The organism is Cellvibrio sp. ATLC23, from assembly GCF_057196725.1.
The window spans coordinates 223,483-249,530 of record NZ_JBXUOS010000002.1; the positions used below are offsets into that span (position 1 = coordinate 223,483).

The following is a 26,048-nucleotide window of genomic DNA, read 5'->3' on the forward strand; positions in this document are numbered from 1 at the left end:
GATTCATACACCGCAGAACTAATTAAAGCGGTAGCGTAATTCCAGCCAGATACTGCGCGACTCCAGCGGATAGTCGTCGGCAACTTCACCACTGCTAGGTTCACGCGCGTCTTCATCGGTAAGATTGCGCAGTGCAAGTGATGCATCGAGATTAGGGGTAATTTTTTTTCGCCTGAGCGTTACGTTTACGAGTGTGTAATCACTAATATCCACCCGCAAATCGGCAGCCGGACGCTGACGATCACCGACCCAATGAAGTTGCCCGTGCACAAACCAGCGCGGAGAAAACTCCCAATTGATAGTAGCTTTGAGCTGTTGCCCAGGCGCATCGGCAATTGCCCAATCTGTGTCGGCATCACGCGCATCTTGCTGTGAATAACTGCTGGAAAAATACAACTCGGATGACGGCTTCCAGTTGAGCTCTAACTCAAACCCCCTGCCATCCTGATCACGGGCATTATCAGCAGTTTTGGTAGTAGCATTTTGATCCTGAATAAATTCGATCATGTCCTTAGCGCGATATTCAAACAGGGTTAGGTTGGTATTTAGATCCGGCGTAAAACTGTAGGCAAAACTCAATTCAGCCGTATCAATTTGCTCAGGCTGAAGATCGGGATTACCGAGTGAAACCGGATTATTTTTACTGAACTGCTCAGTAAATGAGGGCGCGCGAAACGCACTCGCAAACAGTAACTTTGTAGTCAGCTTATCGCTGGCGGCCCATACCAGGGCCATCCGGGGATTGGTCGTAGCGCCAAAATCCGAGTAGTCATCGTGGCGTAGTCCCGCCGTGAATTGCACTGCGTGCGCCAGCTGCCACTCATCTTGTACCGATAGGTAGCGAATGGTGCGTGAGCTGTCCTGAAGAAATACATTCGGAGTATGACTGACGTCGGTGAGTGTGCCATCGACAACTGACTCAGTTCCATTAATAACACCAGGACCAAAGTTTTTTTGTTCGCGCGGTGCAATGGATTGATAGCGGCTACCAAGGGCAAACCGCAGACGATGTGCATCCCGCCCATTATAAATAGAGACAAAATCCACTTGGGCATCCTTGGCAATACCCCCAGGGCGCCCGAGATAGCCGTCGGTAAATCTCACTAAACCCACGGGGTTTTGGAAATCGATATTGCCATCACCGCCAATAAGCAATTGTGATTCCGGCGGCAGCAAAACAAATTGCGACTCTTGATCGTAATGAAAATAACTCGTTCGAATACTGTTATCCCATACGCTGGTATCGCTGTTGAAATGATAGGTAATATCCCCCAGCCAAAGATTACTATCATCCCGTCCAACAGGATCAAGCGCCTGTGCCGCCCCGACTCCTACACCGGCATCTCTGGAATACCAATTCCAAAGATTAAAATGGACCTGTTTGCTGGTTAACGCCAAATGCGTATCGAGAAGGCTATAGCGTGTCGATAACGCACCTGGCGCTCGCGACACCTCAGTGCCTAAGGCTGCATCCAATGCGGACTGTAAATCAGTACTCACCCTGCGCTTATCATCGCCACCACTTTCCTGATAGGCAACACTCAGTGCAACACCTATATCATTCCACTCCCCCGCCGTTTGCAGCCACAGATCACGCGTATCAAACGATCCAGCTCCACCACCCATTTGCGTGGCATCAATCGCACCCACGTCTTTAGTAATGACATTAATAACCCCTGCGTAAGCATCCGCACCGTAAACTGCAGATCCAGGCCCTCGAATAACCTCGACGCGCTCAATACTGGTAACCGGCAAACGGAATAGAGTGGGGCGGCCACCCTGCGCGTTGTATTGCACCGGAACGCCATTCAACATCAACAACACTTGCGGATTAAAGCCAGTATGAATACCGCGAATGGAATAAACAGAGTCCAACCGGCTGAGAGAAGAAAGAGAGACATGCAACCCAGGGACTGTCTCCAGCACCTCATTGAGGTTGCGCGCGCCCATAGCGAGGATTTCACTCGAAGAGATAACAGTAGCTGTCGCAGGTGCACGATCGAGCGGCGTGCTATTGCCCGTGGCTATCGAGATTTCAATCTGACCTAATTCAGCCAGCGAGAGATTATAAAAATCACCGGAGGAAATGGGATCCCCGGATTGAGCACACAGGCTATTTGCCCAAAAGACAAATGCCAGCGTTGATAAGGTCGTACGTATTCTTATCACATGCATAATGACAACCTATTCAAAAAAGCCGGTGTCATTCCGCTGACAATATCACTCAACTTACTGGCAAGTTATATTCGCCACCAAGATACGCTGCAACTATAAAGCTGGTCATCTAAAAAGAGGAACTAAGTACTTTTTGCACTAAGGAGGACTAAAGATAGTTTACCTTTGCATGAAAGCAAAGAGGGAAAATGTGAGTTTCCGTAAAGATCAGGGATTTTTATGCGGAGCTAAACGCTCAATCGCAAGCTTGAGCGTTTCGCGCCTGACGGGTTTGGTCAAATATTCTTCCGCAGGTTGGCGATTAAACCGCTTACGCTCCTCAATCATGGAAATCACAATGACCGGAATGTCGCGTATATCCTCATCAGCCTTAATTCGCTCAAACAATATCCAACCGTGCTGGTCAGGTAAAAATAGATCCAGAGTAATCACATCGGGCTTAATCGATTGAATTAAGCGCCAACCACTTTCAGCATCACTGGCCGTATGAACTTGATAACCTTCCGCGCGAATAGTGCGCGCCATAATATCGAGAAACGCGGGATCATCATCAATCATCACCACTTGCTCGCCAGTTGTTGGCGCAACAACCGGCGCCACAGGTAAAACCTGTGCGTTTTCATCGCCAACGGATGGGGTTTGAACTGCCGCAGGATCGATCGGCAGCGGCAACTCCACAATAAACTTGGAGCCTGCACCCAGTTCGCTTTCAACGCGAATCTTACCGCCCATTAATTCACACAATTGACGAGTGATGGACAAGCCCAGACCACTGCCTTGGAATTTACGTGTAGTGCCCGAGTCGGCCTGCCTGAATGGATCAAAGATCGCGGCCTGCTGCTCCTGCGATATACCAATACCTGTATCAGCCACACTGATATAAATTTGTTGTGGTTGATGATACGCCTTAATCAGCACCTGGCCACCTGGAGCAAATTTAATCGCATTACCCAATAAGTTGATCAAGATGTGGAGTAGTTTTTCCGGATCAGCCATGGGCAAAAAATCACCATCATCGACATCTACCTGCAGCTGTATGGTATTTTTTTCGGCGAGTGACGCCACTGTTGCTTGCGCCTCTTCCACGAGACTCGACAATTTCACTTCGGTTAAATCCAGATCCATCCGCCCGGATTCAATTTTGGCCAGATCCAATACACTGTTGATCAGTTTTAGCAAACGCTCACTGTTGAGAATAACGCGGCTTAAATCTTTTAGATGATGCTCGTCATCCGCCAGCTTTAACTCTTCGATCACCACTTCGGTATAACCAATGATAGCCTGCAAGGGGGTTCGCAACTCATGACTCATCAAGGATAGGAATTCACTTTTGGCTTTACTCGCATCCTCTGCTTTGCGCTTCGCAATCGCGAGCCGATCCCGTGCAATTTGTAGATCCTGTGTGTGCGCAGCCAAGCGCTGGTTGTCGCGACGCTTGATGGTATAGGCAATCAATATGGTGATAATTAATAACGCACCAAGAATCACGGAGCCCCATAAATAGCGCAATGCCACTTTTTGCGAATCGACCAGTTCATCCAAATCTACAATCGCATTTTTTTGTTTAAGGATGGTTTCCTCTTGGGTTTTAATTTTCGAATTTAAATAGGTGAGCCGTTTTTCCCGTGTATCAATCTCTTGCAGAATCGTGCGCAAGTGTGCCTGCTGCTCATCCAATTCTTTGGTGCGCAACTCCACTTCTAGCAACAGCTTCTCACGTTCTTGCTTGCTCGTTTCAATTTGGGTTTGTTGGTCTTGCAGCAATATTTTTTGTTGCGCGATCAAGGCATCGCTTTTTTGAATATCCTGATTCAACTCCGCCATTTGCGCTTGCAAACGGGCATTCATTGACTGTTGGGTTTGAATTGCAGCGGTCAATTCATTGAGCGTTTGTTCGCGTCCGCGCAATTGTTTTTGCAGCGCAATCAAGGAGGCTTGGCCTTGACGATACAACTTAGCCACATCAATTTCAGTGCCGCCATTTAAAATCAATTCCGGCAAAGGTGTTAAACCGTGATTAATAATATTGGATTTATTAACTTCAAATTTAAGCCGATCATTCTCGGTAGTGATTAGGTTAATCATCACCAATTGTTTATTGTTATAGGAATCAGTGACCAGCAACACAGGCTTGCCTTCTAGCGCATCATAAATATCCGTGATGGTTTTTGCGTTCACCTTTTCAACATAGACCATATGATATTGTGCTAGCGAACTCACCCGACTAACTTGAGTTACCCGAATGGGCAAATTGCGCAATTTCATTCTATCGCGCAACACCGCCAGTTCTGCCATTAGCGCAGGATTACTCGCACCATAGACCGCGAGGTCGAATGAGGTCATAGATGACTGGTTTGGCCACTCAATATTTTTAGCGAAGTTGTATAAATAGGAGGCGGTAATTTTTTCTTTGTTCAGCCCCTGCGCCCAAACTGGATTGGTGCTGAGCAGAAAAACAATGAAAAAAGAAGAAAATATTGCAAAGGGCGCTACCTGTGCCCGGCCCAGCGGTTGCAACCAAGGGCGGCACAAGACGACGACTGACAGGAAAGTTTTTATTAACATTTTTAGTAAGTCTTATCGCTATTTTTAACCACTGAAGCATAGCCTGTTCATTCAGCTATTGATAGGTCTTGTAAATTCTCCCATCGCGAAAAGTCAAAAGGCTCCCTCTGGAGCCTTTGCTGATCAGCACTCAAATGTCCGCTGGACTACATATAAGCCTTGGCAAAGGCAGCTTTGGACTCTTTGATATAGCTGCGCACTTTTATAGCATGGGACTCCCATAGTGCGCGATCTTTTTCATCAGTAAAGGGGTTCTGGTCTTTGGCTACTGAGCGATCAAATTTGTCATAAAATGTAATGACCGAAGAGGCAATCTGATTAAAACGTTCTTTAAAAACTTGCGTCTCTTCCATAGTGCCTGTTGCTTTCATCATAAACTGCACAAATTCCGTATTGGAGCTTGAGTGATTTTGATAGCTCTCGGCCTGCACCAAAAAGTAGTTGTTAATCTCCTGCAGCGCAGCACTGCGCGTAGCCTCATCTTTGCTCAGCACGCGATTATAATTCTCTTGCCCGCGCCCCATTCCTCCTGCTATTAACGACTCTTTCAGATGTTTGTCCAAGTCTTTACGAAATTTATCCACTTCGCGCTGGATATCGACCAGATCCTTGTCTAGTGCCAGCACCGTAGTTAATTCTTTTTCAACCTCCGTCATAAAGCCTTCAACTTTAGTAAAGGTTTTCAAGCCATTGGCCTCAGCAAACTTACGCGCCTTGCGGTCAATACCCGCATTTTCGTAGGCGACCTTATCAAATGCAGTGGCAACAATAGTTTTAAAGGGTTCGGCAAACGCAGCATAGGCGCCTTGCGTCATTACGTTGAGCGTTGCGGTAGCTATATCACCCAATGGGCGCAAGAGTGAATCCATACGCGCTTTTTGCAATGGCGATGCCACCAAGCGCACATCATTCACTATTCCTTTAAACGTTTGGTAACCGAGTGGATTGGCCATTTTGCCGCGCTCCGAGGTCGCCAACACCAGAGTGACGCTGGAGTAAATGCCATTGGCATATTCCAAATACTGGCGCTGCACATCAATTTGCGCCGCATAGTTTTTACCGAGCGTGCGCAATGCATCGGCTTGCACCTGATAGTTTTTGTCATCGCGCAATTTACCCAACACTTCAGCAATCACTTTTTCCTGATTTTTTTGCAGCGCGGTGTCGAGCAAAATTTTCTCTACGCTAAGGTCATCTAACCATGCGTGACCGTTGGTCACTTCAAAATCAAGGCGCAAATATTTTTTGCCTGGGTCGTCAATGGAGATGCGTTTGGCATGATACTCGGCCGAATCATTACTGCCCTGTATTTGCCCCACCCGCACCCAACCACTATCGCTATTTTGGTTACTAGCGACAAGAACATTGATTTTATATTGCGCCGCGGGCGATGAGGTTTTTATCCAAAACTCCAGCGTACCCTGCTCGCTTAAATTAGCACGCAAACGCACCGACGCCTCACCCTGTTCAAGCTGCAATGCACCTGTACCGGTGCGCGCTTGCTCTTTAGAAAATTTTGCACCATACATCAGCGCCCATTTTTTTTGCTCTGCATCGTTTTCAAATCCGTTTTTAAAAATCACCGATTTTTGCTGCGCGCCGGCAAAAGAGGCCGTCAGACTGAGGGTGGATACAACCAAAACACTTGCGATTTTTTTTAACATGTCGGTCTCGTAGTTCTTCATCATTAATGTTGGTTAACAGTAAAAATAATGTTCAACAAAGCATTTCCAGCGTCACTCAACTAGCCCGGGCACTCTATTCTGCAAGAAACTATCGACAATCGCTTTGCGCTCACCCAAGACGCGTGCATAAGCCACACGCTCGTCGCGCAAGCGAGTAATTGAATTTAAATAGTTATTCGCACCCCAGCGGTTGGCTGCAATCGGGTTGGCAATGGGGTCATTCATGGCGCGCTCAGCGGCGATCATTGTCCAACCTTGTTCATGCAAGCGATCTACCAGCGCAACAATAAAATACGCGGCCAAATCATTTTCCTGCAATACCAGCACTTGCCTGGGCGAATAACCCAACAGGTTAAACGCTTTGGCATCCTGCTGCGCAAGTGACTGTGCAATAAAATCGACATAGGCATCTTCCAGCGCGGCCATATTCACTGGGCGATTAGCGCGAATTTTTTTCTGGTACAACTGATCCAGATATTGATCTACCCCGCGCATAGGGTTTACACCGGTAAATGCAGGTCGATAACCGCGCGCTTGCAAAAAATTCGCCAGTCCAGTTTGGAGATTCACGTCGCCGTGTTCGTGTAGATAAGAAAAATGAACATGTTTCTTATAACCGCGATAAGCCTGGAGCACCCGATTAGCTTTAAGGATGCCAACTTCGTAAGCATAGAGATCGCTTTTGGTTACCAAACTGTGTCCATGCCCGGCGTTTACCAATAAGTGGCCCTTATCGCTGTAAAGTGCCAAACGCGCTTTGTCTTTTTGATCAACACCTTTGGTTTTAATTAAAAACATCGCTTGCGGAACCCCTGCTGTTGCCAAATTGCGCACCAGCATTTGTGAACGCGCCATAGCATCCAGCGAGGTGGACGCTTGCAATGCATGATCAAATGCAATAACTACTTCGCGCGCGTTAACCGCCCCGGAAGTCATCATGAGACCAATCAAACACAAACTGCCGAGCAACCAATTTTTCAACACAGGCTTATCTCATGTAAAAAAGTTATTGGGTAAAACCTTACTCGGGTAACTCATACAGCTCCAGCGGTAAACCGTCCGGATCCTGAAAAAATGTAAACCGCTTTAAGGTGTACTCGTCAATACGCACCGGCTCCACATTAATCTGGTGAGACGCTAACCAGGCGATATATTGATCCAGGTCGCGCACCACAAATGCCAGATGGCGCAAACCACAGGCCTCAGGTTGCGATGGGCGAGCCGGCGGATTGGGGAAGGAAAACAATTCCAGCTGTGTGCCATCTGGCAAAGCCAAATCCAACTTCCACGAGGCGCGCGCCGCGCGATAATGCTCCGCAATAATCTGCAACCCTAAAACATCGACGTAAAAGTGCTTGGATTTTTCATAATCCACACAGATCAGTGCAACATGGTGAACTGCTTGTAAAACCGGCGCGCCAGACGTCATGAATCACTCGCTTTACGTTAACGCCACACCACTCAACTGGGCTATCCGCCGGGCGGGCAAGGGCAATAGGGTTTTAGTATAACCTTCCCCCTTGTAAAAACGATGGTTTTTACCCAAGCCAGATGGCCCGTGCTTATGCTGACCCGCTCTAGCTGTATCCTGTCTGAACAGCCACCGCACCTCTCGCCCATGCCGGCATAGTGGCGCAGATTGCGGCCATAAAAAATCCCGGGCTAGCCGGGATTCAAAGACATCTATTTACGCTGTTGCCGTCGCAATTGGCTTAAGCCGGTTTTAATAAAGGCCAATAAGTCATCGGGAAATAAGGGTTTGGAAAAATAATACCCCTGTACCAAATCGACCCCCAACGAATGGATAATGTGAAAATCCTCTTCCGTCTCGACTCCTTCCGCAACCGTTGTCAGATTTAAATTTTTAGCCAGATCAACCGTGCTAGCCAAAATCGTTAACTGTTGTGGGCGAGCGGCAGAACGATGCACCAGTGAGCGATCGATTTTTAATTCGGTCGCAGGCACACGGGATAATTGCTGCGCATTCGCAAAACCAGTGCCGTAATCATCAATTGCAATATGAAAACCTTTCAAACGCAAGCGTGCCAAAGTGCGAATGGCACTGGCCAATTCGCCCAACAACGCGTTTTCGGTGATTTCAAATGTTACATCCGCAGGGGCTATACCATAGTCTTCGGCAAGCTTGCATAACCAATCAACCATATCGGAATCCGCTAATGACAGCGGTGATAAATTAAACGCAAGATTGAAACGCAAACCATATTTTTGCCAAGTCTGTTTATGCTGAAAGGCAACTTGCAATAGATGCCGGGTGAGCATATCGATCATACCGTGGCGTTCAGCCAGTGGGATAAATACACCGGGTGAGATGGTTCCCTTTTGTGGATGACGCCAACGCGCCAAGGCTTCAACTCCTTTCAACATCAACCCCTGCACTGTGAGCTTGGGTTGAAACGCCAAGGTCAACTCACCATTGGCAAGTGCCTGCCCCAACTCAACCGCAGTGACATCATTTTCCGGCACCACGTTGGGCTCGGATGCTTTGCTTTTTGCATCCTGAATAAAGCGCAACAGACTGCACTCTAGTGCATCGGGTAGCAGCGGTTTTTGGAAGGTACCGAGCACATGCAAACCATCGGCTTCGGCCATAGTGCCAACACTGGCGATTAAAATAGGGTCTTTAGCACTGAGTATAATCACACTGCTGGCACACTTGTTCTGTGCCATCGAACGAATCAGTTCAACACCGTCCATAATCGGCATTTCAAGATCAATCAGCACTACATCCACACTGCGCACAGCAAGTACCTGCAGCGCATCTACACCATTGGCCGCATCGTGAAGATCATTCACGCCCAAATCCTGACAAAGCTCTTTTGCGTACTGACGCTGGGTCAGGCTGTCGTCAGTAACTAATACACTCAACTCGGAAATCGCAGATTTCATGCCTTGCCCCCCAGAACTGCAGGTATTTGCGATAAGGGCATAACCTCCTTTGCCGCCCCGAGGTTAATTGCCTCTTTAGGCATACCAAACACAACACAGGACTGTTCATCTTGCGCGATAGTTCTACAGCCAACCTGCCGCATTTCCAATAAACCTCTTGCGCCATCATCACCCATTCCGGTCATGATAATACCCATCGCGTTGCGCCCAGCTGCACGAGCTGCTGAACGAAATAACACATCGACTGAAGGACAGTGCCGGTTCACGCTTGGGCCGCGAAATACTTTTGCGACATACTGCGCACCCGAGCGCTGCACTTCAAGATGATGACCACCCGGCGCGATTAATACGCGTCCGGGAATCAACCGGTCCCCCGTCTCCGCCTCTTTTACATCGACTTCACAAAGACCGTCCAAGCGCTTGGCAAAAGCAGCGGTAAATTTTTCAGGCATATGCTGTACCACGGCGATACCAGGACAAGTGCGAGGAATTTTACTGAGGATTTCTTCCAGTGCTTGAGTGCCACCGGTTGACGTACCAATCACGATGATCGTATCAGTAGTCGCGGTCACACTGACCAAATCCGAAGCAGGCATTAAGGGGGCTATTTTTTTGGCGCTAATGGTGGTCACGCGCCGCGCGACATGAGCGCCTGCTGCACCTCTCACCGTTTGCCAAAGTAAGTGCTTTGCCTCCAAAAGAAAATCTTTAACGCCCAGTTGCGGCTTGGTAATGACATCAATCGCACCTGCCGACAAGGCCTGCAAGGTCAGCTCAGCGCCTTTTTCCGCTAAGGAGGAACAAATAATTACCGGTGTCGGCCGCTCATGCATAAGTTGACGTAGAAAGGTCAAGCCATCCATGCGCGGCATTTCGATATCCAACAAAATGACATCGGGCCATTTTTTTTGCATTTGTTGCTGGGCAAAAATAGGATCAGAGGCTGTGGCATAGACATTAATATCCGCTGCTTCATTGAGCACACCACTCAGCACTTGGCGCACAACGGCTGAATCATCTACTACCATCACATCAATTGTCATAATCTCTCTACTTTCAGCACGTTAAATGAATCGACCCGTTCACCGAACATTGAAGACTAAACACAGCACTTGCGACGGCCAGACTGCAATTAACCAAGTATTGTCGATCACACCGTTATTTCAATGATTCAACGCTGATTCATTTGATAATGTTTTAACTGAATTTCACCCGTAGAAATAACCAACATAAGTGATCGGGAGATGTCACCACCCACATCAGTTTGTGTAGGTTGAAGTTTTTCTCGCCGCAACCACTGGCAGGCATAGGCAATATTGTCCTGCCCAATTGAGGTTGAGGTACGATAGGCAAACATATCGCCGCCGCCAAAAAGCCCGAGCTGATACTCAGCAATATTGGCATGTGCCAACATTGACTTTTTCATCTGCGCCAAAGCATGAACAGCATAGCGACAGTCACCAACAGCAGCTTGGGCGCGAACATTTTTTTTCTTTGGTTCAACCGCAAGTAAATAGTGACACAAGCCACCAATTTTCAATTTAGGATGCCATGCGGTCAAGGCGACGCATGAACCCAACACTGTATGTAACCGCTCATATTCACCGCCGAAATACCACTCACCAGGATGGATGCTGTGTAATGGCTTGATAAGTGGCGCAATGGCCATAAGGTTCACCGCCCGACCAAACGATAAATAGCGGGCTTAACCGGCGCAAATCGCGCGCTGATGCCATGTAAACTCTCCGAATGCCCAACATACAAAATTCCGCCAGGGTTTAATTTTTCCGCAATTCTTTCCAAAATTTTTGTTTTGTTTTCGTTTTCAAAATAAATCAGCACATTGCGTAGAAACACTAAATCAAACTTTCCTATATCAGGAAAATCCTCATGCAAATTTAACGTGAAGAAATGTACCGATTCGCGCAACTCAGCAGTTACCCGCACATTGCCCTGCTGCGGCCCAACCCCCTTACGACAAAAACGGCGCAAATACTCTGGTGGAATATTTTTGGTGCGCATTTCAGGATAAATACCCACTTTTGCCTGTTCGACCACCGTGCGATTGACATCCGAACACAATAATTCCCAGTCGCTTTGACAGCGATCCTTCAGCAGCATGGCAATACTATAAGGTTCTTCGCCAGTAGACGATGCAGCGCTCCACACCCGAAAACTACGACCCGGCCTCAATGCGGGTAAGATTTCCTGTTGCAAATAATCGAAATGTTTTTGTTCGCGAAAAAAATAGGTTTCATTCGTAGTGATCAACTCTAACGCAAGATTCAACTCGGTTTTTCCCTGCGGACTTTGAATCAAACGATAATAATCACTAAATCCTTTAACCTGACATGCCTGCAGACGCTTCCACAAACGATTACTCAATAGGGCTTTTTTCTGGGCGGGTAAAAAAATTCCCAACTTATCTTGAATTAGCCGCTGAAACAGCTGGAACTCTTTGTCTGAAGGGATGGGAGTAGTGTTGTCCATTTCCATAGCGAGACTCATCTTATTAACTTTTATCGACGCACAGTCAGCCACCTTATTGTGCGCCGCTTATTGCCAACCAATGTGAAGCGCCTGATTCACTACTGCAAAACAAAGGCATTCATCCTGATTGGCAATAGCGCCCTCTCACGAAAATCGCACAAAATTTTTGTCCAGCTCGTCATCACTAATATGGACTTTTTTAGCTGCCCCATTCTTCGGCTTATTTTCTGGTGGGGAATTTTTTTTAGCAGGCGTTTTGAATGAGGCGGTTTTACTAAGCCCGTCCAATTTGAAATAGGTCATGGATTCCTGTAAACGAATCGCTTGCGCGCTCATTTCTTCCGAGGTGGAGCTCAACTCTTCTGACGCCGCCGCGTTTTGTTGCATGGTCTGACTCACCTGACCAATCGCACCATTAATTTGTGCGACACCAGCATTTTGCTCAGACGAGGCAGCGGCAATTTCCTGCACTAAATCAGCCGTTTTACGAATAGCGGGCACCATGTCTTTGAGCATAGTTCCAGCCGTTTCTGCCCGTTTAACTGTATCCAGTGCAAGGGTGCCAATTTCTTGCGCGGCAATCTGGCTGCGCTCAGCTAATTTACGCACTTCCGACGCAACTACGGCAAAACCACGCCCATGCTCACCGGCGCGCCCCGCTTCGATTGCCGCATTCAACGCGAGCAAATTTGTTTGATAGGCGATGTCATCAATCACACTGATGCGCTCGGCAATTTTTTGCATTGCCTCAACGGTGCCCATTACCGCTTCACCACCGGTTGCCGCATCGCGCGCAGCTTTTTGAGCCATACCATCGGTAATTTTTGCGTTCTCACTGTTTTGTGAGATAGAGGCTGACATCTCTTCCATAGACGCGGAGGTTTCTTCAACGCTTGCAGCTTGCACTGACGCACCTTTTGCCAATGATTGTGCTGTGGCATTTACCTCTTCAGAGGCAGAAGAAAGTGCATCGGCAGAACTACGCACATCGCCAATAATTTCTGCGAGCTGTTTGCTCATATTCGCCACACTAGCCAATAGCGAGCTGCTGTCTCCCGGCTTCAGTCGTATATCAATATTGAGGTGACCATCTGCAACCTGCGAGACCACATTGGCAGTATAGGCAGGCTCACCACCCAAGACGGCAAACATATTGCGGAAAATAAACGTCATCACTGCAATAATAATAACCGAAGCCACAAAACAAATAACAAGTAATAAACTTACTGTATCAGTATAAATTTCTTCTGTTTTTGCGTTCGAATCTTTTAGAAACTGATCAAAGTCAGCCAGTGTTTTAGTTGCCAACTCTTCCATTTGCTTACTGGTTTCACGATCCATCCCACTAACAGCCCGATCGACTAACTTGCCTGTCTCTGGGTTTTCCTGATCAAAACTTTGCAGCGCTTCGCGATAGCGGCCACCCAGCTCTGCATGCTCTTTTTGCAGTGCAACAATTGCTGCCACCGATTCTTTATTGTCCTTTTGCAGTGCCATTGCACTTGCCAGAAGAGCTTGCACTTCCTTCTCTTCTTTTTTAAATCCTTCCGTATATTTTAAGAACATATCCGGATCATTGCCGCGCAACAAAATATTTTTCCATTCTTGCACCTGGGTTTTAAACCCAATTGCAGCGCGCTCAATTTCCGCCAAAAAATCGGCTCTTATCTGAACACTTTTTGATGTCTCGCTCACTACCGAGTTGTAAGAGCTAATTTGTAAATAGGCAGTAATTCCCAAAGTTGACAAACCCAACACAATCAAAATGCTGAGCACAAGAATTTTAAATTTTAATGTAAGGCTATTAAACATAACTACTCCCTCAAAACCACCGAGTTATTTGTGTGAAAATTATTGCAGCTGCGCTTCAACCAGGTGCGCCAACTCGCGGATAGAAAGAGCACTATTAGCGTCTAACAGCACGACAAACTCATCATCGCGCTTAGCGATCCCCTGAATAAAATCAGCGCGAATATTGGCGCCAAAAGAAGGGGCATCCTCAATATTATCGTCATTCATATCAATTACTTCGCTGACCGAATCGGCCAACAAACCCAGCACATGATTTTGCTCGCTGTTTTGTAACTCAACCACAATAATGCAGGTACGCTTTTGGACTTCGATGGATTTACGCCCCAGCCGAACAGCCAAATCAATTACCGGTACAACTTCACCGCGCAGGTTGATAACACCGCGCAAAAAACTGGGCATCAGTGGCACTTCAGTAATGCCGCTGTACTCAATAATTTCACGCGTTTGTGACAACTCCAAACCATAATTTTCATTGCCAATTCGAAACGTCAGATATTGTTTGATCACCTCTACTGACTGATTCTTCTTTTGTCTGCTGGGCTGACTCATTGTTCCTGCTCCTGCGCGCTCACTGAAAAAGCGTTGTTACGTAAATGTTCACGATTAATAGCAAAACCAATCAATTGCTGGACATCGAGGATCAGCGACACCGCCCCTGTACCCAACAGACTGGAGCCACCAATACCTTTGAGCGCCTGAAATATAGGCCCCATGGGTTTCACTACAGTTTGAATCTCTCCGTGCAGCTCATCTACCACTATACCTGCGCGCTTTTCACCAAATTGCACCACCACGATTTTTTCGCGACTGTGATCTTTTGGCTCCAAAGAAAAAATTTCTCGCAAGCGAATATAGGGCACCTGTTCACCGCGCAAATTCACACAGTTCTGACCTTGCACATGGCTCAATGAATGTAAGTCTACGCATTCAAGAATAGTGTTTTGCGGAACAATAAAATCAATGTGACCAGCGGTAACATGAAAGCCATCAATTATCGCCAACGTCAGCGGCAAACGAATACTAAAGCTAGTGCCGACACCAACTTCACTTTCAATTTCAATTCCACCCTGCAGTTCTTCAATATTGCGTTTAACAACATCCATCCCCACGCCACGCCCGGACAAATTAGTAACCTGTTCCGCCGTAGATAAACCCGGATGAAAAATTAATTGGAATAGTTCTTGACGTGAAAGGTGTTCGCCGTCATCAAGAATGCCATTGGCAATCGCTTTTTTTCGAATACGTTCAATATCCAAACCTCCACCATCATCGTGAATACCTATAACAATGTTGCCCGCATCGTGGCGCGCGGTCAGCTTGATGGTGCCGGAACTGGACTTGCCTCGCTCCTGACGCACAGAGATAGCTTCGATACCATGATCCATAGCATTGCGTACAATATGCATCAGCGGGTCATTCAATTTTTCTACCATTGAGCGATCCAGCTCGGTTTCTGCACCTTCGATTTCCAATTCAATCTCTTTGCCGATTGATTTAGCAGTATCGCGCACTACCCGTTTGAATTTTTGAAACGTATCGCCAATTGGGACCATGCGCAAAGTGAGCGCCGCATCGCGGATTGCCTCAGTGAAATTCCCCATTGAAGTTACCGCTTCAATCAGTGTGGGATTGCCCATTTTCGAGGACAACAAGTCGACCCGTTGACGATTGATAACCAACTCACCAATTAAATTAATCAAAATATCCAAACGCTCTGCATCAACACGGATAAAACGATTTTCGCCGCTGGTTTTTTTCTCGCTGACTTTTTTTTGCTTATCGAGCGCAGCATTGACAATTTCCGCCGGAACCGCCTGCTCCTCGATTAATATATTGCCTAACATTCCCACTGCGCCGGTGCTTTTAGCCTGACTTTTTTGGGTCGCCAATGCCGCCTCCAACTCTTGGAAGCTAATGGCGTGACTTTTTACCAATATCTCGCCCAATCGCTGGGTGTTTTCAGGCAGGGATTTAATTAAATTGACATAGGCCTCGATATTACTTCGCGGCGGGATAATCTTTAACTCTGACTCTTCGCGCACAAACATGAAAGCGTCTTCGATTTGTTGCTGCGACGCATCACTTATAAGGGTTATCTCAAAGCCGAGATACAATTGTTCAGGGTCATAGTTATCGAATGCAGGCAAATGGTCGGTAATTGTGGTGATGTGGCTGATCTCGCCCATTGTGCGTAAGAAACGTAAAATCGACAAAGGGTCCATGCCATTGCGCAGCAAATCTGGCCCAAAACGAACAGAGATATGCCATGCATCGTGATTGGTGTCTGCGCCCGACTGACTAGCCGCATGTGCATTTACCGCGTTTGTGGCGGGCGTATTTTCTTTTGTTTGTGTTAGTGATGGTTCCAACCAAGGCTGCAATGAATCGAGTAAGACCTTGCCTTGCGCTAGACATGCGGCGTCATTTTTTTCTCCGAGCCGCGCATTTTCTACCAGCACGGCAATGTGATCGCGACAAGGAAGAAAAATACTTAACAGATCACTACTGATAACAATTTTTTCATCCCGTGCACGATCCAATACGTTTTCAACAATATGCGTAAAGCTGACAATATCATCTAGACCGAATAAGCCTGCAGAACCTTTAATTGTATGTGCCGCACGAAAAATTTCGTTGATGGTCTCCATATCTGTATCGCCCTCATCCATGCGCAGCAATGCTGCCTCCATGGAATTGAGCAAATCTTCCGCCTCTGCGAAGAATGTCTGCAAAGCACCGTCGAGGTTCATGGTGTGATTCCTTATGATTCGATTGCAAATTGCGTGTTTACATCCAACGCAGTTAATACACTATCTACTGATTCATTACTCTTGCTGATGAATAACGGTCTACGCACAGAGGAAAAGAACTTTTTCGCAAATAAAAGCAACTGCACCCCAGCCGTGTCTATCTCACCAATCGAGGACAAATCAAGCGCAACCTTATCGCCCAGCTTTTCGTAATCGGCAAATAGCTCATCTTTAATTTGTGCGACGTAATAGATAGTGAGATCGCCGTCGAAAATCAGCGTCGACGTATCCTTGCTCTTTTTTCGCGAAATGTTCATAGCCTATTCCTATTAGAGATAATACCGATTAGATCAGCATAGAAACCGCTTGCAACATTTGTTCAGGACGGAAAGGTTTTACAATCCAGGCTTTCGCACCTGCAGCTTGGCCTTCACGTTTTTTATCTTCCGCCCCCTCTGTGGTGAGCATAATCACCGGCGTAAATTTGTAGTTGGCTTTAGTTTTCATTTCTTTCAAAAAGGCAATGCCATCCATATTGGGCATATTCACATCGGAAATAACTAAGTTAATTTTTTGTCCATCCAGCTTGGTTAGTGCGTCTTTTCCATCACTAGCTTCAACAACGGTATAACCTGCGCTGCGCAAGGCAATTCCTACTACCTGTCTTACGCTGGCAGAGTCATCAACTATGAGAATTACTTTGGACATTCATTACTCCTAAAAAAATGTGATTTCTGAATTATTTGCGCCTTTGGATTGCGCGGAGCCGCTACCGCGATGCACATCAACCTGCTCTAAGGTGGTGTAGGTTTTTTGCAGCGAGCGCAACCATTCGCTGGTATCAATTGCAATCACTGGCTTGCCATGACGCAAGTTGGCTTCCTGATCGGCAATAGCACCCACCAGTTTCTCCATATCACCAATTACATGACCTAAAATTTGACTGACTCGATCCTGAAATTGCAGATTCACCAAAACTTCTTCCACGCTGGTTTGCACCGCTGCGCTTTCGTGTTCTAACACTTGTGCCGACTGCAAAATGCTTTCACTGGAATGCTGGAACTGCTCAAGCACTTGCGCGATCGAAGATTCAGATTTGATAAGACGCGAATTATCTTCAGCGGCATATTCGGCGGTGCGATCAAGCGTGGTTTGCAATGTAGAATTGACTTGCTCAATACGGCGACCGATACGTGCACCGGTTTCACCCGAGCGAGTGGACAGAGTGCGAACCTCATCGGCCACCACGGCAAATCCGCGCCCGTACTCACCGGCCCGCGCCGCTTCAATAGCAGCATTAAGTGCGAGCAAATTGGTTTGCGACGCTATACCGGCAACCTCCGCACTCATGCCACTCAATTCCACGGTAATTTTCGAGAGGCCAGAAATTTCCGACAGCAATTCATCGCGCTGTTCAATGGCTTGCCGTAACGTATGCGTAATTGCACCTAATTCTTGGTTAGCAAAACGAATTACACCGCCCAAGCCAGTATCACCTTTCATGTTGACCGCGGTGGTGGAGGAACTAGCCACTGCAGCTTGTAAGCGCTGGTGAATTTCTGAAAAACGCCCCACTAATTCAGTGATACTGTTTTCTAACTGGTGTCGCGCCAATTCAGTTTGGCGCTGCCATAACGGTAAAATTTCTTGTAATAAATGCTGATAGTTTTCCAACAATGGCCGATACATTTGCGCGAGTTGCTGCCCGCCTTGCGCTTGAGCCAACGAGCTCTGCAGTTCACTTTCGCGTTTTGCCGCTTGCATCACTTGCATTCCGGCCATCGCGGCGGCAGCAAGCACAACAAACAGCAGCAAAGCTTTCCAAAACATCGAAAGCGAGGCGAGAAAAAGTAACAACAAACCAATTACACCCATAACCGCGATTGCCCCCATTACTAATAAATGAGATGAGCCGCGCTGTGTGTTTGAGAATGAATTTAAAGTGGGAGATTTCCCGTTCGGATAGCTGGTATTCATTGCTTGAGCCCGTCAAATTCAATAGCAAGATGCAGATTTGCGTTCATTGTTATTCCTGCACACGTTGCTGCTATGTAGGTTAACTAGGTATAGACGGGGTTTATATAGGTGTCAAAGCAATGCTTCTGAGTGAATCTACTCAGAAGATGCACGTCAAAGGCGGTAACCGCAGCGGAAAAGAGACGCCATAAAAAAATGGCGCACGGGAGAATTATCCGGCGCGCCGATTTGAACAATTGCTAAAAAACAAACGATTTTATAAATAACGCGACCAGAGCACTACACTGGATGGCTCTGCTGTGACGCCGCTCATATCCGGCACTTCTCCTGGGTCCGCTCCTGTGGGTATGCCGGTTAAGTCGATAGTGGTACTGCCCCCCATAGTGTTCTCTTCAGTATCAAGATTTTTTAACCCTGCTGCTGACACATAACCATAAATGTAGGTGGAACCACTGGTGCCAAGCAGATTGCCAGCGAGAACAGTACCGTAAATATGGTTACCTGCTTTCAAGGTGACGTAACCACCACTGTAAACTGTTTTGGCGGAACCAGTATTGTCCGCGGGGTTGTATCCGCCGGCTAGTAACGCAATATTACCAAGGGAGTTGGGAATCAGCTTTTTATTGGCTATATCACAAAAGTTGGAGGGATAAAGGCCAGAGAAATCTGCTGTTTTATTGATCGGAAACTCGTTATTGCAAACCGTGCCATAACCAGCCTGATTTAGCGCATAAGCATTAAGGCTCCCACTAGAAGTGATATTGCCAGAGGCAACAAAAGTGTTGTAATAATCGCCAGTACCTATGTCGAGATTACCTTTAAACCAAACTACACCTGGAGCCATATTTCTCCCCCTGATCTCCCACTGGCTCTTGCCTTGATCGTAAGCAAAACAAGCATTCTGCACAGAAAATCCATTGCAAATCGTTTTGGCTTCAGCCGAGGTCGCGGGACTCGTACAACGCTTGCTGGAGGGATCAACAGCCGTACATAGATATTGTCGATTTGAGGTATTACTGTAGGTTCCCAAATAATAGTCACCACTGGGGATGCCATTAATGTTGCGCACAGCCACCATCATCGCGCCGTTTTTGTATTCAAAGATGTAATTGGCCGTCGCCTGCACCGCCCAAGCGTCTACAACTGGTTGACTCATCACCACCGGGGAAACCTTAGCTATGGTGGTGATAGCCGGGCTTGGCAAGGTGTTCACCCTAAAGACCGCCCCCGGCGTACAGCTAGTGATGGAGCCACCTGCAGTAATACTGGGAAACCTTTTCCAGCTCAAGCTAGCCGAACAGCTGACATTACCGTGCGCTTCAATCACCGGAATATCAATATTGCCCGTGATACTGGTATTGCGGATGGAGCGGGTAGTCGCGATGCTATTTGCCTGTTTAGCAAAAATATCGCGCCCGGCAGTAAGCACACCATGCACCGAGCCGCCACGATCAACCGTGATATCACGCAAGGCATCTACAGTTTGCGACACCCCCCCACCAGCTAACTTCACGCTGCCATTAGCCTGGATAATCTCTGCTCCGGTACCGCCGGTCATATCCACATTACCGCAGCAACCAGTGCCAGTCGCATCGGGATCACCAAACGCATAGATACGTTTCGCGGTTGAGCCACCAGTAATGGTGATATTTTTGCCCTTTAACACCTGCGCGGCTATATCGGAGCCAACGGTCACACTGCCGGTAACCGCAACGGTTCCCAACCCAAAACCATCCATGCCAACCACACTACCTTTCGCGTTAAAGTCGCCATCGACATTGATATTAGCGCCGCCGGGCACCTTCATGACAATGCCGCCGCTCAAGGTCAAATCGTTATAAAAGTCGAGCACCCCGCTGAGAACCACATTGCCGCCACCCTTAGCCGGTGTCACCTCATAAACCACCTCGAGCACGGAAGAGGACTGCGCTGCAGTCGCCGTCGCTGTGACATGGGTGGTGATTCGGTAGGCGATTTGAGGGGCAATTGGCACAGCCACATCGACAATTTTCACCGATTGCACCAAGGCATCATTGCCCGCAATTGCCCAAGTACTATCTTCCGTCAAACCGGCCAATTGTTGCGGCGTCAGAGTTTTCAGATATTGACGCACCACATCTACGGTTGCCCAGACTGCCGCTTGCGCATTGACTTGGGCATGTGCCACCAATTGGCGCTCTTGGGTACTCCGCACCGAGTGTAGGGTACCCAGTGAGACAGATACCAATCCTACTCCCACCATCAGGATGACCAAAATTGTTGCCACGCCGCGCTGTCTGCGCATCGACGCCATTGACAGTTGCAGGGCGATACGTTTAAGCCCGGTGATTGAGTTCGTCATAGTTTTCACTCACAAGCTATAAAGATAAAAAACATTGCGCACTTCGAATTACAGATTCGATAAGCAAAAGTTATGTATCACTGGCGCGTTGGGCGCTGCCGTACCCTCATCCGCCGCTGCACGACGGGCAGCATTATCGGCAGTGACAGTCACCATCTGGTGTTCCGCGGCCTCACCCATGCCATAAGGAAAACACTCTTGCCGGGCAAGGGTTATCGCAATTGCTGGCAAATTTGCTCTGGCGGCCTCTGACGCACGAAACTCTGCCAATACAGTGCTGACCGCCCAGTTGGGTAAGCCGCTCAACACGCCGCTGGCGTTGCAATTGGCGGCGGGAAGCGCCAACAACTGCAGGCGCCGACGAGTGTTATTTTCAACATCTTCTATTTGAAAACCGCGACAAACAAAAGTCGCGCCCGCGTCTTTATAGCGCCAATACAGAGTCTGCGGAGGGCCAACAACCAATTGCACGTGCGTACCCGGCTCACCCGTGGCGATACCATAACCCGCCGTCTGCAACTCCAACTGCAAGCTCAACATGGCAGAGGCCAACTGGCCATCCTGTACTGCATCGGTACGGGATTCGATCGAAACCTGCACCAGACTTTTATAGAGAGAAAGGGCAGCCAGAATACTGATCATCGAAAGCAATAAGCCCACCATCAAACTAATCAAGGTCATACCCCGCTGGAGGCGGCTAAACGACAGGTTATAAGCCATTGCCAACTGCCCCGCCAACACGGACTAATGTATCGCCCTGCCCCACCTCCAACACCAAGGGCTGGATTGCCTGAATCGTTTGTTCACCAATAATGGCGCCATCGATTTTGATGCCGGTGATTTTTGCGGGCGCCAATGCACACCCCTTAACCGTCACTGCCAGCGGCTCAGCTTGACCCGGCAGGGTAAGACTGTAGTTACCGGAGCATAAATCCGCACCAGCCACGGAACGGCTCATCAACATAGTGCGCATTTGATCAACTGCCAGATGATTGATAGCCATCTCCCGCTGCGCATTGGTCATACGCGCAGTGGCATGCATAATCCCACCGCCGATCAGTGCTAAAACCAACATGCCAATCAGCGACTCAATCAGTATTCCACCCTTTTGGTGGTAGCTATGGTGCGAGAAGGTTAGTGCTCCCTTAATAGATGTTAATCGTTTCACTTTCTGCTCCTGATGAGACCGTAAACGTCAGGTTGGTAGCACAGGCATTGCAGTTGGGAGCCGTAGCGCTGAGCAACCCCTTATTGGTAAAGCAACTGCACATCCAATCGCTTATCCCGAGCTCACCCCATTTGATATCTACCCTCTGGGGAATTGCGGTTGACCAAAGCACCGCATCCGCTACCACTGCATTGCAATCGATCGCACTACCAGCAACTGCTGCCACAAGCTGTAACTTGCTATCAGCCAAACAGAGTGCGCTGGCAGCTGCATCGCCCTGCACCGCGGTCGCATTACGCAGCGCCGCAGCCTTGGCTCCGCCCACTGCTTGCTCCAGCGCCGCCACAGTTTTACTCACATCGGCACTATCAACCCAGGCACTACTGAAGGGGGATGCAGCAAGTGCAAGCAATCCGATAAGCAGAACCACAATCATCATTTCAATCAGGGTCATACCTATCTGCTTCATAGCCAGCTACCGCTGCTGTATTTACAACCGGAGTTCGCGCGCACATTGGTATTGGTAAGCGTGATGCTGCAGCCGCTCTGACGATTTTTACCGGTCGCTTTAAGGGTATATTTCGCCGCCTCAGTAACCGACAGGGAGTAATTAAAGTTGTCGGCACTGGGACTCCAGCCCTTGAACAGATCTTTCAAGCCGGCAGTGTCATTGTCATCACTCGCAACCACCGGATAAGCTAAGGTGCGCTGATAGCGATTTTCAAAATTCAAACTCAATGCAAGCAAATCCGCCTGAGAACTGCGAATTTCGCTTTTAATGATGTAGCTGTTGTAAGAAGGTAGGGCAATAGCGGCCAAAATACCGGCAACGGCAACCACAATCATCATTTCTATCAGGGTGAACGCACGCTGAGCGGAGTGAATAGCATTTCTACTACTGGAGACTTTCATTGGAGTAAATACCTCACTACTACATGACCTTGAAATGAAAATTAATAGTCTTAAGCTATTTGGGCAGACTACAGCGTCGCTGCTCAGCAAAGGTGCTATGAACGTGCTATCCGTAGATGACCGGGAGTACCGGCTGATTGGTGATGGTTTGCTTCGTACTTGAAGCTATTGTTTTTGCCTTAATTCTATTATTTTTCTCATGACTACGTTGTCAGTCACACATTAATGCAAACTTTAGCGCCAAAAAGACGGTATGCCAAGGCTTTTCGCTATAAGCAGATTAAATAATATACCCGCTGGCTTTTTAGATGAATTGATTACAAAAAGAATATAAACGGAGGAAAAAGACGTGGGGAGAGGGAAAATAAAACACTACTGCGGTAAAAATAACACTGCCAACACCGCATAAACGGTGTTGGCTGACACAACGGAAATCAACCCGTATTACGCATACCCGCCGCAATACCCGCCATGGTCACTTTGAGCGCGCGCTCGAGGTCGGGGCTTATGGTTTCACTGCTGCGATAGCGCTTGAGCAATTCCGCCTGCAGGTAGTTGAGCGGGTCAACATAGGGCTTACGCACTTCCAGCGACTGGCGCAGCATAGGCTCATCGGAAAGTAGAACATCCTGATTTTTCAGTTGGTTAATTAAGCCTTCAAGTGCTTGTAGATCACCGCGCAACTCTTGCCCCAAACCGCGATACTCCACCGGTACCAACTGTTGTTCGTAGTAGGTGCAGATAGGGCCATCAGCTTTACCGATTACCATCTCCAACAGATCGAGGAAACTGGAGAAAAATGGCCAGTTGCTTACCATATCTTGCAACAATTCAGGGTCATTTTTTAATGCATATTCAAACGCTTGGCGAGTACCCAACCAGGCGGGCAAATTCAGGCGCACTTGCGTCCAGGCAAACACCCAGGGAATAGCGCGCAAGCTCTCAACTCCACCGGTCGATTTGCGCTTGGCCGGACGGCTGCCCAGCGCCAGCAAGCTCAATTCCTGCTCTGGAGTAAGATTACGGAAGTAAGGCACGAAGTCTTTGTGGCCGCGCACCACTGCGCGATAAGCCTCAAGGCTTGCCTTGCCCATGCGCTCGATCAAATCGCGCCACTCCGCTTTGGGTGCGGCGTTAGGTGCCATAGTCGCACGCAGAGTCGCCACCACATAAGATGACAAGCTGCTGAACGCCACACGCGGCAAACCAAACTTGTAGCGGATCATCTCGCCCTGCTCGGTCACCCGGATGCGGCCTTTCACCGAGCCCGGTGGCTGGGATGCCATGGCTTTCTCTACCGGGCCGCCGCCGCGCCCAACAGTGCCGCCACGGCCGTGGAACAGCACCAGCGATACATCGAACTTATCGGCCAATGCCACCAGTTTTTCCTGTGCCTTGTATTGCGCCCAGGTTGCGGCCAGTTTGCCTGCGTCTTTAGCCGAGTCGGAATAACCAATCATGACGGTTTGTTGATTGGCGGAATACTGCTGATACCACTCCAGATTCCACAAACGCTCCATCACAATCGGCGCGCGATCAAGGTCATCCAGCGTTTCAAACAGCGGCACAATCGGCATGTTCCAGGTCATGCCACACTCTTTCAACAAGAGCGCTACAGCCAGTACATCGGATGGCTGCTGTGCCATGGAGATCACATAGTGCGAGAGAATTTCACGGGGTTCTTGCGCCACCACACGGCAGGTCGCCAATACTTCGGCAGTTTCATCGCTCATCGGCCAGCTAATCGGCAACAGCGGACGCTTGCTGTTCAGCGACTCCAACAAGAATGCCTGACGCTCTTCTTCTGACCAATCGCGATATTTACCCAAGCCAAGGTATTCCACTAACTCATCAATTGCTTGCACATGACGCTCGCCATCCTGACGAATATCGAGCGGCACCAAATTGATCCCAAAGCAGTGAATGCGGCGAATCGTATCGACCAATGGTCCATTGGCGATATGGGGCAGACCCACTTCATGCAGCGAGCGGAAGCAAAGCATCAACGGCGACAATAAATCTTCACGGCTGGTGATCAGGTCGGCCGGTACTTCTACCGAGCGCCCCTGCAAGCGCGCTTCTGCCCACTCTAGGGTAGATTGAATACGGCGACGCAAATCAAACATCACATCGCGATAAGGGGTAGTGCTCTCAGGGTACAAAGCGCGCAGTTCGTCGCTCGCCTCGATCATACTCAGGTCACCACCCAAGCTGTATACATCGCGCGAGTAGAGCTCGGCTGCCATCCAGCGGCCCAACAGCAATACTTCGCGGGTAATTTTGTGGGTTACATTGGGGTTGCCGTCGCGGTCACCGCCCATCCACGAATAAAACTTAACCGGGCGGATATCCACCGGCAGGGACTCGCCCAAATGGCGAGTGCACATGCGATCCAAGTGGCGGATAAAATCTGGCACCGCCTGCCAGAGGCTGTTTTCGATCACGGCAAAGCCCCATTTGGCTTCATCTACAGCTGTCGGACGAGTGGTACGAATCTCATCGGTAGCCCAGATCTCTTCGACCAAACGGTGCAGGCGACCACGCAATTTGTCCTGCTCAAATGCCAGCAGGCTGCCATTTTGGCGATCGGCCAAGGTATCAACAATTTGATCGTACTTGCGGATCAGGGTGCGGCGAGTGACTTCGGTGGGGTGCGCGGTAAGAACAAGTTCAATACGCAGCTTATTAATAATCTGAGCGAGTGCATCTTTTTTGCCGTGAAGACCGGCAAACTCTTGAATCATGATTTGCAGGCTGTCATCGCGCTCGGCTTCTGCGCTGGAGAAATACTCCTGATCGGCGATGTTTGCCAGATTCAGGAATTGGTTAAAAGCACGCACGATCGGCAGAATATCCTGATCATCCAAGCTGCTTAGCATAGCAACCAAAGGCGCGGAATCACCGTTTTCAGCTTTAGTGATGGCTTTCCCTAATTGGCGAATACCCTCTACCTTGGTAAACAGTTCTACGCCTTCATGGGCATGAATTGTCTCCCCTAATAGTTCACCTAATAGGCGGACATTTTCGCGCAGGGTTTCAGGTAGCTTTAACATGGAGTTTCTCCAACAAATCGAGGATTAAAAACGCATTAACGAATCATCAAAACGGCAGGCATTCTACGCCATCCCTCCTGAGGAGGGTAAATACTGACGATAGGAATAGCCGGAATATTGATAAAAATTCGCTAAGTGAATGATTCAGGGCTTCCCGGCGGGCGCGCAGATTACAAAGGTGTAGGCCGCGATGCAAGCGCACCACCCAAGCGC

The 26,048-nt window shown here is 48.4% G+C and carries 21 protein-coding genes; all 21 read right to left on the reverse strand.

All coding sequences use genetic code 11. The features are described from left to right. Window positions 1-18: 18 nt before the first annotated feature. The 21 genes from AC2CG4_RS04010 to ppc all read right to left on the reverse strand — a co-directional run bounded on the left by AC2CG4_RS04010 (window position 19) and on the right by ppc (window position 25,835). On the reverse strand, window positions 19-2,175 hold the full coding sequence (locus tag AC2CG4_RS04010) for a TonB-dependent receptor plug domain-containing protein (protein WP_484485044.1): 2,157 nt from the start codon (window positions 2,173-2,175) through the stop codon (window positions 19-21). Between the two features lie 207 nt (window positions 2,176-2,382). After that, on the reverse strand, window positions 2,383-4,740 hold the full coding sequence (locus AC2CG4_RS04015) for a YfiR/HmsC family protein (RefSeq protein WP_484485045.1): 2,358 nt from the start codon (window positions 4,738-4,740) through the stop codon (window positions 2,383-2,385). 146 nt (window positions 4,741-4,886) lie between these two features. Continuing rightward, on the reverse strand, window positions 4,887-6,404 hold the full coding sequence (gene bdpA, locus AC2CG4_RS04020; RefSeq protein ID WP_484485046.1) for a BAR domain-like protein A BdpA: 1,518 nt from the start codon (window positions 6,402-6,404) through the stop codon (window positions 4,887-4,889). Window positions 6,405-6,476: 72 nt separating this feature from the next. Continuing rightward, window positions 6,477-7,409 carry a polysaccharide deacetylase family protein gene (locus AC2CG4_RS04025; RefSeq protein ID WP_484485047.1) on the reverse strand — a complete coding sequence of 311 codons (933 nt, stop codon included), beginning with the start codon at window positions 7,407-7,409 and terminating at the stop codon, window positions 6,477-6,479. 37 nt (window positions 7,410-7,446) lie between these two features. Further along, window positions 7,447-7,854 (reverse strand): SMU1112c/YaeR family gloxylase I-like metalloprotein, encoded by a 408-nt coding sequence (gene gloA2, locus AC2CG4_RS04030; RefSeq protein WP_062062266.1) that lies wholly within the window; start codon window positions 7,852-7,854, stop codon window positions 7,447-7,449. A 254-nt stretch (window positions 7,855-8,108) separates the two neighbouring features. Continuing rightward, complete coding sequence (locus tag AC2CG4_RS04035; protein ID WP_484485048.1) at window positions 8,109-9,332, reverse strand: EAL domain-containing response regulator; 1,224 nt, start codon at window positions 9,330-9,332, stop codon at window positions 8,109-8,111. Further along, window positions 9,329-10,375 (reverse strand): protein-glutamate methylesterase/protein-glutamine glutaminase, encoded by a 1,047-nt coding sequence (locus tag AC2CG4_RS04040; protein ID WP_484485049.1) that lies wholly within the window; start codon window positions 10,373-10,375, stop codon window positions 9,329-9,331. Before AC2CG4_RS04040 ends, AC2CG4_RS04035 begins: the two co-directional genes overlap by 4 nt. A gap of 128 nt (window positions 10,376-10,503) precedes the next feature. Continuing rightward, complete coding sequence (locus AC2CG4_RS04045) at window positions 10,504-11,001, reverse strand: chemotaxis protein CheD (RefSeq protein ID WP_484485050.1); 498 nt, start codon at window positions 10,999-11,001, stop codon at window positions 10,504-10,506. A gap of 5 nt (window positions 11,002-11,006) precedes the next feature. Beyond that, entirely contained in the window at window positions 11,007-11,840 is an 834-nt protein-coding gene (locus tag AC2CG4_RS04050; RefSeq protein ID WP_484485051.1) for a CheR family methyltransferase, read from the reverse strand. Between the two features lie 126 nt (window positions 11,841-11,966). Then, on the reverse strand, window positions 11,967-13,634 hold the full coding sequence (locus tag AC2CG4_RS04055) for a methyl-accepting chemotaxis protein (RefSeq protein WP_484485052.1): 1,668 nt from the start codon (window positions 13,632-13,634) through the stop codon (window positions 11,967-11,969). Window positions 13,635-13,673: 39 nt separating this feature from the next. Then, window positions 13,674-14,183, reverse strand: coding sequence for a chemotaxis protein CheW (locus tag AC2CG4_RS04060; protein ID WP_484485053.1), 510 nt, complete (start codon window positions 14,181-14,183; stop codon window positions 13,674-13,676). Further along, window positions 14,180-16,384 (reverse strand): chemotaxis protein CheA, encoded by a 2,205-nt coding sequence (locus tag AC2CG4_RS04065; protein ID WP_484485054.1) that lies wholly within the window; start codon window positions 16,382-16,384, stop codon window positions 14,180-14,182. The genes AC2CG4_RS04060 and AC2CG4_RS04065 overlap by 4 nt, the downstream gene beginning before the upstream one ends. Window positions 16,385-16,395: 11 nt before the next feature. Further along, on the reverse strand, window positions 16,396-16,701 hold the full coding sequence (locus AC2CG4_RS04070) for an STAS domain-containing protein (protein ID WP_484485055.1): 306 nt from the start codon (window positions 16,699-16,701) through the stop codon (window positions 16,396-16,398). A gap of 28 nt (window positions 16,702-16,729) precedes the next feature. Then, window positions 16,730-17,092 (reverse strand): response regulator, encoded by a 363-nt coding sequence (locus tag AC2CG4_RS04075; RefSeq protein WP_484485056.1) that lies wholly within the window; start codon window positions 17,090-17,092, stop codon window positions 16,730-16,732. Between the two features lie 9 nt (window positions 17,093-17,101). Beyond that, a complete protein-coding gene (locus AC2CG4_RS04080) occupies window positions 17,102-18,361 on the reverse strand; it encodes a methyl-accepting chemotaxis protein (protein ID WP_484485057.1) in 1,260 nt (419 codons plus the stop codon). A gap of 256 nt (window positions 18,362-18,617) precedes the next feature. Next, entirely contained in the window at window positions 18,618-20,702 is a 2,085-nt protein-coding gene (locus AC2CG4_RS04085; RefSeq protein WP_484485058.1) for a hypothetical protein, read from the reverse strand. A gap of 48 nt (window positions 20,703-20,750) precedes the next feature. Next, on the reverse strand, window positions 20,751-21,422 hold the full coding sequence (locus tag AC2CG4_RS04090) for a PilW family protein (protein ID WP_484485059.1): 672 nt from the start codon (window positions 21,420-21,422) through the stop codon (window positions 20,751-20,753). After that, window positions 21,412-21,870 (reverse strand): hypothetical protein, encoded by a 459-nt coding sequence (locus tag AC2CG4_RS04095; RefSeq protein ID WP_484485060.1) that lies wholly within the window; start codon window positions 21,868-21,870, stop codon window positions 21,412-21,414. Before AC2CG4_RS04095 ends, AC2CG4_RS04090 begins: the two co-directional genes overlap by 11 nt. Then, a complete protein-coding gene (locus tag AC2CG4_RS04100; RefSeq protein ID WP_484485061.1) occupies window positions 21,848-22,339 on the reverse strand; it encodes a prepilin-type N-terminal cleavage/methylation domain-containing protein in 492 nt (163 codons plus the stop codon). The genes AC2CG4_RS04095 and AC2CG4_RS04100 overlap by 23 nt, the downstream gene beginning before the upstream one ends. Continuing rightward, a complete protein-coding gene (locus tag AC2CG4_RS04105) occupies window positions 22,336-22,782 on the reverse strand; it encodes a type IV pilin protein (protein ID WP_484485062.1) in 447 nt (148 codons plus the stop codon). The genes AC2CG4_RS04100 and AC2CG4_RS04105 overlap by 4 nt, the downstream gene beginning before the upstream one ends. 434 nt (window positions 22,783-23,216) lie before the next feature. Further along, window positions 23,217-25,835 (reverse strand): phosphoenolpyruvate carboxylase, encoded by a 2,619-nt coding sequence (ppc, locus tag AC2CG4_RS04110; protein ID WP_484485063.1) that lies wholly within the window; start codon window positions 25,833-25,835, stop codon window positions 23,217-23,219. Window positions 25,836-26,048: the final 213 nt, after the last annotated feature.

What these genes read in the sequence shown, in the direction of transcription:
- AC2CG4_RS04010 (WP_484485044.1), bottom strand. Translation starts at nt 2,175, where the DNA reads ATGCATGTGATAAGAATACGTACGACCTTATCAACGCTGGCATTTGTC.
- AC2CG4_RS04015 (WP_484485045.1), bottom strand. Translation starts at nt 4,740, where the DNA reads ATGTTAATAAAAACTTTCCTGTCAGTCGTCGTCTTGTGCCGCCCTTGG.
- bdpA (WP_484485046.1), bottom strand. Translation starts at nt 6,404, where the DNA reads ATGTTAAAAAAAATCGCAAGTGTTTTGGTTGTATCCACCCTCAGTCTG.
- gloA2 (WP_062062266.1), bottom strand. Translation starts at nt 7,854, where the DNA reads ATGACGTCTGGCGCGCCGGTTTTACAAGCAGTTCACCATGTTGCACTG.
- AC2CG4_RS04035 (WP_484485048.1), bottom strand. Translation starts at nt 9,332, where the DNA reads ATGAAATCTGCGATTTCCGAGTTGAGTGTATTAGTTACTGACGACAGC.
- AC2CG4_RS04040 (WP_484485049.1), bottom strand. Translation starts at nt 10,375, where the DNA reads ATGACAATTGATGTGATGGTAGTAGATGATTCAGCCGTTGTGCGCCAA.
- AC2CG4_RS04045 (WP_484485050.1), bottom strand. Translation starts at nt 11,001, where the DNA reads ATGGCCATTGCGCCACTTATCAAGCCATTACACAGCATCCATCCTGGT.
- AC2CG4_RS04050 (WP_484485051.1), bottom strand. Translation starts at nt 11,840, where the DNA reads ATGAGTCTCGCTATGGAAATGGACAACACTACTCCCATCCCTTCAGAC.
- AC2CG4_RS04055 (WP_484485052.1), bottom strand. Translation starts at nt 13,634, where the DNA reads ATGTTTAATAGCCTTACATTAAAATTTAAAATTCTTGTGCTCAGCATT.
- AC2CG4_RS04060 (WP_484485053.1), bottom strand. Translation starts at nt 14,183, where the DNA reads ATGAGTCAGCCCAGCAGACAAAAGAAGAATCAGTCAGTAGAGGTGATC.
- AC2CG4_RS04065 (WP_484485054.1), bottom strand. Translation starts at nt 16,384, where the DNA reads ATGAACCTCGACGGTGCTTTGCAGACATTCTTCGCAGAGGCGGAAGAT.
- AC2CG4_RS04070 (WP_484485055.1), bottom strand. Translation starts at nt 16,701, where the DNA reads ATGAACATTTCGCGAAAAAAGAGCAAGGATACGTCGACGCTGATTTTC.
- AC2CG4_RS04075 (WP_484485056.1), bottom strand. Translation starts at nt 17,092, where the DNA reads ATGTCCAAAGTAATTCTCATAGTTGATGACTCTGCCAGCGTAAGACAG.
- AC2CG4_RS04080 (WP_484485057.1), bottom strand. Translation starts at nt 18,361, where the DNA reads ATGAATACCAGCTATCCGAACGGGAAATCTCCCACTTTAAATTCATTC.
- AC2CG4_RS04085 (WP_484485058.1), bottom strand. Translation starts at nt 20,702, where the DNA reads ATGACGAACTCAATCACCGGGCTTAAACGTATCGCCCTGCAACTGTCA.
- AC2CG4_RS04090 (WP_484485059.1), bottom strand. Translation starts at nt 21,422, where the DNA reads ATGGCTTATAACCTGTCGTTTAGCCGCCTCCAGCGGGGTATGACCTTG.
- AC2CG4_RS04100 (WP_484485061.1), bottom strand. Translation starts at nt 22,339, where the DNA reads ATGAAGCAGATAGGTATGACCCTGATTGAAATGATGATTGTGGTTCTG.
- AC2CG4_RS04105 (WP_484485062.1), bottom strand. Translation starts at nt 22,782, where the DNA reads ATGAAAGTCTCCAGTAGTAGAAATGCTATTCACTCCGCTCAGCGTGCG.
- ppc (WP_484485063.1), bottom strand. Translation starts at nt 25,835, where the DNA reads ATGTTAAAGCTACCTGAAACCCTGCGCGAAAATGTCCGCCTATTAGGT.